We start from the raw sequence: 12,729 nt of genomic DNA, 5'->3' as shown, positions 1-12,729 counted from the left end.
CGGGTCCGTTTTGGCTGGTCGCGCAGTTCCCCGCGCCCCTGAGGGGCGTAGCCCCTCTGAGAAAGTGCTCGGCGCCGATGGTGGCGTCGGGCACTTTTGTGTTCGTTGGGGGGTTTGGTAGGGAAGAGGATTTACGGCCGATCGCGTGATGTATGACGCACAGCCCGGGCGTCGGCGCGAAAGACGGAACATTAGACTCGACAGGCCCGGGAAGCTCTATCGCTCTACCGCACGCAAGGAGGCACGGGTGCCGCTGCTGACCCGCATCAAGGGACCGCGCGATCTGGACCGGCTCAGCCTGGAGCAGCTGGACCAGCTCGCGGACGAGATCAGGACCTTCCTGGTCGACGCGGTGTCCAAGACCGGCGGCCACCTCGGCCCCAACCTCGGCGTCGTCGAGCTGACCATCGCCCTGCACCGCGTCTTCGAGTCCCCCAAGGACCGGATCCTGTGGGACACCGGACACCAGTCCTACGTCCACAAGCTGCTCACGGGCCGCCAGGACTTCTCGAAGCTCAAGATGAAGGGCGGCCTGTCCGGCTACCCCTCGCAGGCCGAGTCCGAGCACGACGTCATCGAGAACAGCCACGCCTCCACGGTCCTCGGCTGGGCCGACGGCCTCGCCAAGGCCAACGAGGTGCTCCGCAAGGACGACCACCACGTCGTGGCCGTCATCGGTGACGGGGCGCTCACCGGCGGCATGGCCTGGGAGGCGCTGAACAACATCGCCGACGCCAAGGACCGCCCGCTCGTCATCGTCGTCAACGACAACGAGCGGTCGTACGCACCGACCATCGGCGGCCTCGCGAACCATCTGGCGACCCTGCGCACCACCGACGGCTACGAGCGCTTCCTGGCCCGCGGCAAGGACCTCCTGGAGCGCACTCCCGTCGTCGGCAGGCCCCTCTACGAGACCCTGCACGGCGCCAAGAAGGGCCTCAAGGACTTCATCGCCCCGCAGGGCATGTTCGAGGACCTCGGCCTCAAGTACGTCGGGCCCATCGACGGGCACGACATGGAGGCCCTGGAGTCCGCGCTCGCCCGCGCCAAGCGCTTCGGCGGCCCGGTCATCGTGCACTGCCTCACCGAGAAGGGCCGCGGCTACCAGCCCGCCCTGAGCGACGAGGCGGACCGCTTCCACGGCATCGGCCCCATCCACCCCGACACGGGCCTGCCCGTCAAGGCCTCGGGCGCCGACTGGACCTCCGTCTTCGGCGACGAGATGGTCGCGCTCGGCAAGGAGCGCGAGGACGTCGTCGCGATCACGGCGGCCATGCTCCAGCCGGTCGGCCTGAAGAAGTTCGCGGACGCCTTCCCGAACCGCATCTACGACGTCGGCATCGCCGAGCAGCACGGCGCCGTCTCCGCCGCGGGCCTCGCCACCGGCGGACTGCACCCCGTCTTCGCGGTCTACGCGACCTTCCTCAACCGCGCCTTCGACCAGGTCCTGATGGACGTGGCCCTGCACAAGTGCGGTGTCACCTTCGTGCTCGACCGGGCCGGCGTCACCGGCACCGACGGCGCCTCCCACAACGGCATGTGGGACATGTCGATCCTCCAGGTCGTGCCGGGCCTCAGGCTCGCCGCGCCCCGCGACGCCGACCAGGTCCGCGCCCAGCTGCGCGAGGCCGTCCAGGTCACGGACGCGCCGACCGTGGTCCGCTTCTCCAAGGGCGCGGTCGGCCCGGCCGTACCCGCCGTGGGCCGCGTCGGCGGCATGGACGTCCTGCGCGAGCCCGGCACCGACACCCCGGACGTGCTCCTCGTCTCGGTCGGCGCCCTCGCCCCCATGTGCCTGGAGATCGCCGCTCTCCTGGACCAGCAGGGCATCACCACCACCGTCGTCGACCCCCGCTGGGTCAAACCCGTCGACGAGGCCATGGCCCCGCTCGCCGAGCGGCACCGCGTGGTCGTCACCGTCGAGGACAACTCCCGCGTCGGCGGTGTCGGCTCCTCGGTCGCCCAGGCCCTGCGCGACGCCGGCGTGGACGTACCCCTGCGCGACTTCGGCATCCCGCCGCGCTTCCTCGACCACGCCTCCCGCAAGGAGGTCATGGCCGAGATCGGACTGACCGCACCGGACATCGCCCGGCAGGTCACCGGACTGGTCTCCAAGCTCGACGGACGGTACGACCAGGCCCAGGCCCAGGCCCACGCCACGCCGGAGCCCGCCCGAGACTGACACCCGCCCGATCGGCACATCCACCCGATCGGCACACCCGGACACACCCGCATGGGCCGGTTCCGCACCCTTTACGGTGGCTGAACCGGCCCATCCGCGTGAATCCCCACGTGCCGGGGCACACGGACCACGCACCCTCTCGATCATGTCGAGGACGACAACGCGTGGGGAGTACGCCCGTGAGCAACACCCTCTTCAGGACGAAGAAGATCGAGCAGTCCATCCAGGACACCGAGGAACCGGAGCACGCGCTCAAGAAATCCCTGTCCGCCCTGGATCTGACCGTCTTCGGGGTCGGTGTCATCATCGGCACCGGCATCTTCGTCCTCACCGGCACGGTCGCCAAGAACAACGCCGGTCCCGCCGTCGCCCTGGCCTTCGTCGTGGCCGGGGTGGTCTGCGCGCTCGCCGCGCTCTGCTACGCCGAGTTCGCGTCCACCGTCCCGGTGGCCGGCTCCGCGTACACCTTCTCGTACGCCTCCCTCGGTGAACTGCCCGCCTGGATCATCGGCTGGGACCTCGTGCTGGAGTTCGCGCTCGGCACCGCGGTGGTCGCGGTCGGCTGGTCCGGCTACATCGCCTCGCTGCTCGACAACGCGGGCTGGCACCTGCCCGCGGCGCTCAGCGGCCGGGAGGGGGCCGACGGCTTCGGCTTCGACATCCTCGCCGCCGCCCTCGTCCTGGTGCTCACCGGCATCCTCGTGGTCGGTACGAAGCTCTCCGCGCGGGTCACCGCCGTCGTGGTCGCCGTCAAGGTGACCGTCGTCCTCGTCGTGATCATCGCCGGTGCCTTCTTCGTCAAGGGCGACAACTACGACCCGTTCGTCCCGAAGGCGAAGCCCGTGGAGGCGGGCAGCGGCCTCGACTCGCCGCTCGTCCAGCTGATGTTCGGCTGGGCACCCTCGAACTTCGGCGTGATGGGCATCTTCACCGCCGCCTCCGTCGTCTTCTTCGCCTTCATCGGCTTCGACGTCGTCGCCACGGCCGCCGAGGAGACCAGGAACCCCCAGCGGGACATGCCCCGCGGCATCCTCGGCTCACTCCTCATCTGTACGACGCTGTACGTGGCGGTGTCGATCGTCGTGACCGGTATGCAGCACTACACCGACCTGTCCGTGGACGCCCCGCTCGCCGACGCCTTCAAGGCCACCGGACATCCCTGGTACGCGGGCTTCATCAGCTTCGGCGCCGCCGTCGGACTCACGACCGTCTGCATGATCCTGCTGCTCGGCCAGACCCGGGTCTTCTTCGCGATGAGCCGCGACGGACTGCTGCCGCGCTTCTTCTCGCACGTCCACCCGCGCTTCAGGACCCCGCACCGGCCGACCATCCTGCTCGGCGTGATCATCGCGATCGTCGCCGGCTTCACCAGCCTGAGCGAGCTGGCCGAACTGGTGAACATCGGGACGCTGTTCGCGTTCGTCGTGGTCGCGGTCGGCGTGATCATCCTGCGCCGCACCCGCCCGGACCTGCCCCGCGCCTTCCGCACCCCGCTGGTCCCGATCCTGCCGATCGTCTCGGTCCTCGCCTCCCTGTGGCTGATGCTGAACCTGCCCGCCGAGACCTGGCTGCGGTTCGGCATCTGGATGGCCCTCGGCTTCCTCGTGTACTTCCTGTACGGCCGCTCGCACAGCCGCCTCGGCCGCGACGAGAAGGCGGTCGAAGCCCCCTAGCCGGTGGTCGGGGTCACGGGCGTACGGTCCTCGGGCCCGTGACCTCGGCGCCCAACTCCCCGACCCTGCGCCGCAGTTCCCGGTCCGCCGTGACCACCAGGCGCGCGCGGTCCGGGTGTTCGGCGACCAGCTCCACGATCCGGTCGTCCCCGCTGCCGGGCGCCGCCTCGACCCGTACCCCGGGCACGGACGTCACGCCCCGGGCGCCGCCCTCGACCACGAGGACCAGCTCCAGGGGCCCCGGCCGCCCCGGCAGCCCTTCGTCGGCGTACGGCACGAGCAGGTCCCGTACCCGCTCCGCGGCGCCCCGGCGGTCGCGCCACCAGCCGTCGGGGACGGACCCCACCACATTGGCGGCGTCGACGATCACGAGCGGGGCTGCGTCCATAGGGCCAGGGTCGCACGGAGGGCGATCACACGACCCGATTAGAGTGGGGGAGTGTCAATGGCCCGCACACTCAACGGCACCTGGCTCATACGCGGCCGGGACGGCAGACTCAGCGCCTACGCTCCACTGCAGGAAGCGGTGTGGTGCTGGGCCGAGCAGCGTCCCGGCGGCCCCTGGACGGCACCGCGCGCGGTCGGCGGCGACCAGCGCGTCAACCCGGTGCTCGCCGTGGGCCAGGGAACCGACTCCTACGCCCACCTGGTCTCCTGGCGGCCCACCGTCGCCGGGGAGGCGGGACTCGTCCACTCGACCCACTTCAGGCCGCACCTCGCCGCCCTCGACTGGAACCCGCTCGGGCACCCCAACTCCAAGGGCGGCCAGACCGGCCCACCGGCCGTCACCGTGGACGCCGAGGGCCGCGCGCACGTCTTCGTACGCAACAAGGGCGGCGGGGTCAGCATGCGCGGCCAGAAGGAGCGCGGGGGCTGGGGCCCCTGGCGCGACCTCAAGGGCCGCGAGGTCACCGGCGAACTCGCCGCCGTCACCCGCGCGTCCGGACTCGTCGAGCTGTACGCGGCCACGCCGGCCGGCATCCTGCGCTGGACGCAGGCGGGGCCCGGCCACATCCCCGCGCTCGACGAGGAGCCCCTGAAGGTGGCGGTCCGGCCGGGCACCCTGCGGGCGCTGACCACCTCCGACGAGCACGTGACGCTGTTCTACACGGACGAGAACGACACGGTGTGCGCGTGGCGGGCCGGCGCGGAGCCGGTGGAACTCCTCGGCTGCGCGGGGCCCGGGGCGGTGTCCGCGATCCGCTGCACGCTCGACGGCGTCGACTGCACGCTGCTCGCGCAGCGGTCCGCGAGTGGGCGGGTCGCGTTCGCGGCGTATCCCACGGAGCAGGAGTCGGCGGGGGCGTGGTGGACCGACTCGGGTCCTCAGCTGCCCGCCGACGCGGTGGTGGCGCTCGCCGAGGACGAGGAGGGGCGGGTGGTCGCGGCGACCCTCGCGCCGTCCACGGGCACGCTGCTCCACACCCACCGCAAACCGGAACCAGGTCTGGCCCTGGAGCCCTGGCAGACCATGTGATCCGCCCCCGCCGCCCCTACCCGTTCCCGTCCACGCATGGGGCTGCGCCCCTCGCCCCCCTATCGCGCTTCGCGCTCGTCCTCAAACGCCGGACGGGCTGAGTGGGTAGCCTCTCCGGCGTTTGAGAAGCGGGGGTTCGGGGGCTGGCCCCCGAGTCAGTGACGGGTCGGGTAGGGGCGGCGGGGGCGAGAAAAGCTACGCCGGGACCGACGCCACTCCCGGGGACAGGAACCGCTTGCCGTTCACGCGCTGGGAGACACCCTCACGGTCCAGGTACGGCGTGAGGCCACCGAGGTGGAAGGGCCACCCCGCACCCGTGATCAGGCACAGGTCGACATCCTGCGCCTCGGCCACGACACCCTCGTCGAGCATGAGCCCGATCTCCTGAGCGACGGCGTCGAGGACACGGACCCGGACCTGCTCCTCGTCCAGGACGGAGTCGCCCTGCTTCAGCAGCGCGGCGACCTCGGGGTCGAGCTCCGGCTTCCCGGAGTCGTACACGTAGAAGCCGCGCTTGCCCGCCTTCACGACCGCCGCGAGGTTCGGCGAGACCGTGAAACGGTCGGGGAAGGCCCGGTTGAGCGTCTCGGAGACGTGCAGACCGATCGCCGGACCGACCAGCTCAAGGAGGACCAGCGGAGACATCGGCAGCCCCAGCGGCTCGACCGCCTTCTCGGCGACCGCGACCGGCGTGCCCTCGTCGATGACGTTCTGGATCTCGCCCATGAAGCGGGTGAGGATGCGGTTCACGACGAACGCCGGGGCGTCCTTCACCAGGACCGCGGTCTTCTTGAGTTTCTTGGCGACACCGAAGGCGGTCGCGAGCGAGGCGTCGTCCGTCGCCTCGCCCCGCACGATCTCCAGGAGGGGGAGGATCGCGACCGGGTTGAAGAAGTGGAAGCCCACGACCCGCTCGGGGTTCTTGAGCTTCGACGCCATCTCGGTCACCGACAGCGAGGAGGTGTTGGTGGCGAGGATCGCGTGCGCCGGGGCGACCGCCTCGACCTCCGCGAACACCTGCTGCTTGACGCCGATCTCCTCGAAGACGGCCTCGATGATGAAGTCGGCGTCGGAGAAGCCCTCGGCCTTGTCCAGGACACCGGTGACCAGGGCCTTGAGGCGGTTGGCCTTGTCCTGGTTGACACGGCCCTTGCCGAGCAGCTTGTCGATCTCGGCGTGGACGTAGCCCACACCCTTGTCGACGCGCTCCTGGTCGATGTCGGTCAGCACGACCGGCACCTCAAGGCGGCGCAGGAAGAGCAGGGCGAGCTGCGAGGCCATCAGACCGGCGCCGACGACACCGACCTTGGTGACCGGACGCGCCAGGGACTTGTCCGGGGCACCGGCGGGGCGCTTGCCGCGCTTCTGCACCAGGTTGAACGCGTAGATGCCGGCGCGCAGTTCACCGCCCATGATCAGGTCGGCGAGCGCCTTGTCCTCGGCGTCGAAGCCCTGCTGCAGGTCGCCGTTCTTCGCGGCGGCGATGATGTCGAGCGCGCGGTACGCGGCCGGGGCCGCCCCGTGCACCTTGCTGTCCGCGATGAAGCGGCCCTTGGCGACGGCCTGGTCCCAGGCCTCGCCGCGGTCGATGACCGGGCGGTCGACGACGATCTCGCCCTTGAGGACGGACGCCGTCCAGATCAGCGACTGCTCAAGGAAGTCGGCGCCCTCGAAGAGCGCGTCGGCGATGCCCAGCTCGTAGACCTGCACGCCCTTGAGCTGCTTGTTCTGGTTGAGCGAGTTCTCGATGATCACCGAGACGGCCTTGTCGGCGCCGATCAGGTTCGGCAGGAGGGCGCAGCCGCCCCAGCCGGGCACCAGACCGAGGAAGACCTCGGGGAGCGAGAAGGCGGGCAGGGACGCGGAGACCGTGCGGTAGCTGCAGTGCAGACCGACCTCGACACCGCCGCCCATGGCCGCGCCGTTGTAGTACGCGAAGGTCGGCACCGCGAGCGCGGACAGCCGCTTGAAGACCTCGTGGCCGCCCTTGCCGATGGCGAGCGCGTCCTTGTGCTCCTTGAGCAGCTCGACGCCCTTGAGGTCCGCGCCGACGGCGAAGATGAACGGCTTGCCGGTGACACCGACGCCGATGATCTCGCCCGCCGAGGCCTCCTTCTCGACCTGGTCGATCGCGGCGTCGAGGTTCGCCAGCGAGGCCGGGCCGAAGGTGGTCGGCTTGGTGTGGTCGAAGCCGTTGTCCAGCGTGATGAGCGCGAAGCGCCCCGCGTTGAACGGCAGGTCGAGGTGGCGTACGTGCGCCGACGTCACGACCTCGTCGGGGAACAGCTCCGCTGCGCCCTTCAGGAGTTCAGTGGTGCTCACTTGTCGCCTCCGGCGTCCTTGTGGTGCGGGTTCTCCCAGATCACCGTGGCGCCCATGCCGAAGCCGACGCACATGGTGGTGAGGCCGTAACGGACCTCCGGCTGCTCCTCGAACTGGCGGGCCAGCTGCGTCATCAGCCGGACGCCGGAGGAGGCCAGCGGGTGGCCGTACGCGATGGCGCCGCCGTACTGGTTGACGCGCGCGTCGTCGTCGGCGATGCCGTAGTGCTCCAGGAACGCGAGGACCTGGACGGCGAAGGCCTCGTTGATCTCGAAGAGGTTGATGTCCTCGATGGACAGACCGGCCTTCGCGAGGGCCTTCTCGGTGGCCGGGATCGGGCCGTAGCCCATGACCTCCGGCTCGACGCCCGCGAAGGCGTACGAGACGAGCCGCATCCGCACGGGCAGGTCGTGCTCGCGGGCGAACTCCTCGGACGCGATGATCGAGGCGGTGGCGCCGTCGTTCAGACCGGCCGCGTTGCCGGCGGTGACCCGGCCGTGCACACGGAACGGGGTCTTGAGGCCGGCCAGGTTCTCCAGGGTGGTGCCCGGGCGCATCGGCTCGTCGGCGGTGACCAGGCCCCAGCCCGTCTCACCGACCTCCGCGTTGGTGTTGCGCACCGAGATCGGCACCAGGTCCTGCTGGATCTTGCCGTTGGCGTACGCCTTGGCGGCCTTCTCCTGCGAGCGCACGGCGTACTCGTCGGCGCGCTGCTTGGTGATCGTGGGGTAGCGGTCGTGCAGGTTCTCCGCGGTCATGCCCATGAAGAGGGCCGACTCGTCGACGAGCTTGTCGCTGACGAAGCGCGGGTTGGGGTCCACGCCCTCGCCCATGGGGTGGCGGCCCATGTGCTCGACACCGCCCGCGATGACGGCGTCGTACGCGCCGAAGGCGACGGAGCCGGCCGCGGTCGTCACGGCGGTCAGCGCGCCGGCGCACATGCGGTCGATCGAGTAGCCGGGCACGGACTGGGGCAGCCCGGCGAGGATGCCGGCCGTGCGGCCCAGCGTCAGGCCCTGGTCGCCGATCTGCGTGGTCGCGGCGATGGCGACCTCGTCGATCTTCTTCGGGTCGAGTCCGGGGTTGCGGCGCAGCAGCTCCCGGATCGCCTTCACGACGAGGTCGTCGGCGCGGGTCTCGTGGTAGATGCCCTTCGGGCCCGCCTTGCCGAACGGGGTGCGGACGCCGTCGACGAAGACGACGTCCCTGACGGTACGAGGCACGATGGCTCTCCTCCAGATGCGGATTGCACTACTGCGATGCGCTGAGCGCGCGCTCAGGACCCATGCTACTTACGGGTAACGTAGCTGCCCAGTCCCGGGGCCCGGAGCGGCGAAGGTCACACTTCCAGTGTGGCCGCACCCGCGGCCCAGGGCGCCTGGCCCGTGACATCTGCGGGCCCGCCGTGGCTGGCCGCGCAGTTCCTCGCGCCCCTGAAGACGGGTGCGTCGTGGCTGGGCGCGGAGTTCCCGGGGCCCCCGAGGGGCCGAAAAACCGGGGCGCAGCCCCGTTTTTCAGGGGCGCGGGGAACTGCGCGACCAGCCCCCACCGGACCCGCACCCTCAACCGCGGACCCTCACCCCGGCGGCGCCGTGGACCCCCGGGGGGTCAGCACCGGTGTGGGTACCGGGTGAGAACCCCCACCCTCCCCACCCGTGATGACGCCGAACAACGTTCGAGCAACCTCCGCCCCGAACCCGTGCACGTCATGACTCATCGCCGACAACGTCGGATGCGTCAACCGGCACAGCTGCGAGTCGTCCCACGCCAGCAGCGACACATCAGCCGGCACCGACAGCCCCATCTCGGACGCCACGGACAGCCCCGCCACCGCCATGATGTCGTTGTCGTACACGATCGCCGTCGGCCGGTCCGAGGCGGACGCGGTAAGCAGCGACCGCGTGGCCCGCGCCCCCGCCTCCCCGGAGAAGTCGGTCGCCACCTGCCACGCCCCGTCCAGCTCCAGCCCCCGCGCCGCCGCGTCGAACGCGGCCGTACGGATCGCCGTGTGCCCGAGCGCCGCCGCCCCGCCCACCCGCGCGACCCTCCGGTGCCCGAGCGCCGCGAGATACCGCACGGCCTCCGTGACGGCACTCGCGTCGTCGGTCCACACGGAGGTGAGTCCGCCGGTCAGCGAGGGGTGCCCGACGGCCACGACGGGCATCCCGAGCCGTTCGACGGCGGCCACCCGCGGATCGTCCGCCCGGAAGTCCACCAGGATCGACCCGCTCACGTGCTTGCCCCGCCACCAGGAGTCCTGGAGCCCGACCTCCTCCTCCACCGTCCGCAGGAGCCGCAGCAGCAGCGAGCACGAGTGCTCGGTCAGCACGCTCTCCACGCCCGAGACGAACTCCATGTAGAACGGTTCGAGCCCGAGCAGCCTCGCCGGCCGGCAGATCGCGAGTCCCACCACGTCCACCCGCCGCCCGGCCAGCGACCGCGCGGCGAGGTTCGGCGCCCAGCCCAGCTGGCGGGCGGCCTCGAAGATCCGGTCCCGGGTCGCCTCGGACAGCCCCGGTTTGTGGTTGAAGGCGAGCGACACGGCTCCCTTGGACACCCCGGCGCGGGCCGCGACGTCCTTGATCGTGACGCGGGACGGTGTCGTCATCGTGCGGGCTCCACGCAGTACAGGGCGGAGCGTACGGTCTCCGCGTCCGGATCCCCCGGAGTCTCCCAGCCCCGCACGCCGATCGTCACCCGTTCCCCGGGGAGCAGTGTGACGAGCCCCCGGTCGGCCGAGGCGCCGGGTGACAGCCGGTCGGCCTGCAGCAGCAGATCCCGTACGAGCGTACGGGCGGTGACCGTGACCTCTCCCGCTGCGGCGACCGAGACGTCGAACCGCGGCCGGGGGTACGGGATCTCATGGTCGGCGGCAGCGAAGTACAACGCCCGCAGCCCACCCGGGCCCCCGCCCACAGCTCCGTCCCCGTCCGCCACCAGGAACTCCTTGGGCCCCACCGGCACAAGATCCTCCGGCACCCGCAGGTCACCGACCGCCCGTGCCCCCGCCGCCACCTCCACCGGGGCCTCCGCCACCACAGCGCCCTCCACCGACATCCGCCGCAGCACCACCCGGCACTCCCACGCCTCGGCCGACTGGTTGACCGCCGCCAGTACGAGTCCGTCCGGACGCGGCTGGAGCGTCAACAGGCGGTCCGCGTACAGCCGTTTCAGCTCGTGGTAGAGCGGCTTCTCGCGGCCGTCCCCGTCGATCGCCGCCCAACTGGTCACCGGCCAGCAGTCGTTGAGCTGCCAGAGGATCGTGCCCGCGCACACCGGCCAGTGCGAGCGCCAGTGCTCGATGCCGGTGGCGACGGCCCGTGCCTGGTTCACCTGGGTGAGGTGGTGCCACCGGTCGAAGTCGGCCTCGCCGAAGCCCTGTTCGGGCACGGCGAAGTGCCGGGCGAGCCCGCGCGCCAGCTTTCCGTTGCCGTCGTCGGCCTTCTGGTGGTGCAGCATGCCGGGGGAGTCGGGCGCGAGCACCTCGCCGGGCAGGGCGCGCCGCAGCGTGGCGTACGCGGGCGGTGCCTGCCAGCCGAACTCGGCCGCGAAGCGCGGGACTTCGAGACGGTAGTCCGCGTAGTCCCGCCGGTTCCACACCTCCCACGAGTGATGGGTGCCGTGGGCGGGGTCGTTGGGGTGGTGGTCCCAGGAGCCCGACCAGGGGCTGCCCGCCGTGTACGGCCGGGTCGGGTCCAACTCGGCGACCAAGCGCGGCAGTAGCCCGAGGTAGTAGCCCTCGCCCCACGACTCCCCGGCCAGCCGCCGCTCCCAGTCCCAGTCCCGGAAGCCCCACAGGTTCTCGTTGTTGCCGTTCCACAGCACGAGCGAGGGATGCGGCATCAGCCGTACGACGTTCTCGCGCGCCTCGGCCTCCACCTCGCCGCGCAGGGGCTGCTCCTCCGGGTAGGCGGCGCAGGCGAAGGGGAAGTCCTGCCAGACCAGCAGGCCCAGTTCGTCGCAGGCGTCGTAGAAGTCCTCGCTCTCGTAGAGGCCGCCGCCCCATACGCGTACGAGGTCCACGCCGGCGTCGGCCGCCTGGGTCAGCCGGGTGCGGTAGCGCTCGCGGGTGATCCGGGAGGGGAAGGCGTCGTCCGGGATCCAGTTGACGCCCCGTGCGAAGAGCCGCTCGCCGTTGACGACGAAGGTGAACCCGGAGCCGTGCTCGTCCTCGCGCCGGTCCAGCTCGACGGTCCTGAAGCCGACGCGACGATTCCAGGAGTCCAACGGCCCGCCCGAGTCGGAGAGGATCAACTCGACCTCGTACAAGGGCTGTTCGCCGTAGCCGCGCGGCCACCACAGGTCGGCGTCCGGCACCTCGACGCGTACGACCGCGCTCGTGCCGACGACGTCCACGGCCGCCCCGACCCCGCCGACGCGGGCGCTCAGCGTCAGTCCGGCCTCCGCCCGTGACCGATCGACCTCCACATGCAACTCGACGACCCCCAGGCCCTGTTCGACCGTCACCAGGGGGCGCACCCGTGCCATCCGGGCCGTCGTCCAGTGCTCAAGGCGGACCGGTTTCCAGATGCCGGCCGTCACCAGGGTCGGGCCCCAGTCCCAGCCGAAGGAGCAGGCCATCTTGCGGAGGTACTGGAAGGGCTCGGGGTAGGCGTTCGGCCGCTCGCCGAGCCGTCCGCGCACCGCCTCCGCCTCGCCGTACGCGGACCGGAAGTGGACCGAGAGCCGCCCGCCGAGCCCCGTGACGTCGAAGCGGTACGAGCGGTGCATGTTCCGTACCGTGCCCAGGAGTCGGCCGTCGAGCCGGACCTCGGCGACCGTGTCCAGGCCGTCGAAGACGAGGTCGGTCCGCTCGTGCCCGCCCGGCGCCGGAGCGAGCGTCGTCTCGTACAGCCAGTCGCGCCGCCCCACCCACGCCACCTCGGTCTCGCCGCGCCCGAGGAACGGGTCCGGGACGACCCCCGCCGCCAGCAGATCCGTATGGACGCAGCCCGGCACCGTGGCCGGGAGTCCGGCCCCGTCGTGCCGCAGGACCCATCCCTCGTGGATCGGCGTGACATCCAGCATGCGCACTCCTAAACCGGTATAGGCCAATGCTGTCCGGACGGCGGTAA

The 12,729-nt window shown here is 71.2% G+C and carries 8 protein-coding genes; 3 read left to right on the top strand and 5 right to left on the bottom strand.

Annotated features, from left to right (window positions below):
• Window positions 1-247: 247 nt before the first annotated feature.
• Both dxs and J8N05_RS31790 read left to right on the top strand, forming a co-directional pair.
• The gene (gene dxs, locus J8N05_RS31795) at window positions 248-2,182 is read left to right on the top strand and encodes a 1-deoxy-D-xylulose-5-phosphate synthase (protein WP_210888921.1); all 1,935 of its coding nucleotides are present in this window, start codon (window positions 248-250) and stop codon (window positions 2,180-2,182) included.
• 179 nt (window positions 2,183-2,361) lie between these two features.
• The gene (locus tag J8N05_RS31790) at window positions 2,362-3,855 is read left to right on the top strand and encodes an amino acid permease (protein ID WP_210888919.1); all 1,494 of its coding nucleotides are present in this window, start codon (window positions 2,362-2,364) and stop codon (window positions 3,853-3,855) included.
• 13 nt (window positions 3,856-3,868) lie between these two features.
• Here the strand turns inward: J8N05_RS31790 and J8N05_RS31785 are convergent, their stop codons facing one another.
• Window positions 3,869-4,243 carry a PIN domain-containing protein gene (locus tag J8N05_RS31785; RefSeq protein ID WP_210888917.1) on the bottom strand — a complete coding sequence of 125 codons (375 nt, stop codon included), beginning with the start codon at window positions 4,241-4,243 and terminating at the stop codon, window positions 3,869-3,871.
• A gap of 57 nt (window positions 4,244-4,300) precedes the next feature.
• Between J8N05_RS31785 and J8N05_RS31780 the strand changes: the two genes are divergently transcribed.
• On the top strand, window positions 4,301-5,332 hold the full coding sequence (locus J8N05_RS31780; RefSeq protein WP_210888915.1) for a hypothetical protein: 1,032 nt from the start codon (window positions 4,301-4,303) through the stop codon (window positions 5,330-5,332).
• 195 nt (window positions 5,333-5,527) lie between these two features.
• Here J8N05_RS31780 and J8N05_RS31775 read toward each other — a convergent pair whose 3' ends face one another.
• The 4 genes from J8N05_RS31775 to J8N05_RS31760 all read right to left on the bottom strand — a co-directional run bounded on the left by J8N05_RS31775 (window position 5,528) and on the right by J8N05_RS31760 (window position 12,682).
• Complete coding sequence (locus J8N05_RS31775; protein WP_210888913.1) at window positions 5,528-7,654, bottom strand: 3-hydroxyacyl-CoA dehydrogenase NAD-binding domain-containing protein; 2,127 nt, start codon at window positions 7,652-7,654, stop codon at window positions 5,528-5,530.
• On the bottom strand, window positions 7,651-8,877 hold the full coding sequence (locus tag J8N05_RS31770; protein WP_107022155.1) for a thiolase family protein: 1,227 nt from the start codon (window positions 8,875-8,877) through the stop codon (window positions 7,651-7,653). The genes J8N05_RS31775 and J8N05_RS31770 overlap by 4 nt, the downstream gene beginning before the upstream one ends.
• A 353-nt stretch (window positions 8,878-9,230) precedes the next feature.
• On the bottom strand, window positions 9,231-10,262 hold the full coding sequence (locus J8N05_RS31765) for a LacI family DNA-binding transcriptional regulator (protein WP_210888911.1): 1,032 nt from the start codon (window positions 10,260-10,262) through the stop codon (window positions 9,231-9,233).
• Window positions 10,259-12,682 carry a glycoside hydrolase family 2 protein gene (locus J8N05_RS31760; RefSeq protein WP_210888909.1) on the bottom strand — a complete coding sequence of 808 codons (2,424 nt, stop codon included), beginning with the start codon at window positions 12,680-12,682 and terminating at the stop codon, window positions 10,259-10,261. Before J8N05_RS31760 ends, J8N05_RS31765 begins: the two co-directional genes overlap by 4 nt.
• Window positions 12,683-12,729 lie beyond the last annotated feature (47 nt).

The sequence above is a fragment of the Streptomyces liliiviolaceus genome (assembly GCF_018070025.1).
Taxonomy (GTDB): domain Bacteria; phylum Actinomycetota; class Actinomycetes; order Streptomycetales; family Streptomycetaceae; genus Streptomyces; species Streptomyces liliiviolaceus.
Note: the sequence above shows the minus strand (reverse complement) of the source record. Positions and strands in the feature narration are given on the sequence as shown.

What these genes read in the sequence shown, in the direction of transcription:
- J8N05_RS31785 (WP_210888917.1), bottom strand. Translation starts at nt 4,243, where the DNA reads ATGGACGCAGCCCCGCTCGTGATCGTCGACGCCGCCAATGTGGTGGGG.
- J8N05_RS31780 (WP_210888915.1), top strand. Translation starts at nt 4,301, where the DNA reads ATGGCCCGCACACTCAACGGCACCTGGCTCATACGCGGCCGGGACGGC.
- J8N05_RS31765 (WP_210888911.1), bottom strand. Translation starts at nt 10,262, where the DNA reads ATGACGACACCGTCCCGCGTCACGATCAAGGACGTCGCGGCCCGCGCC.
- J8N05_RS31760 (WP_210888909.1), bottom strand. Translation starts at nt 12,682, where the DNA reads ATGCTGGATGTCACGCCGATCCACGAGGGATGGGTCCTGCGGCACGAC.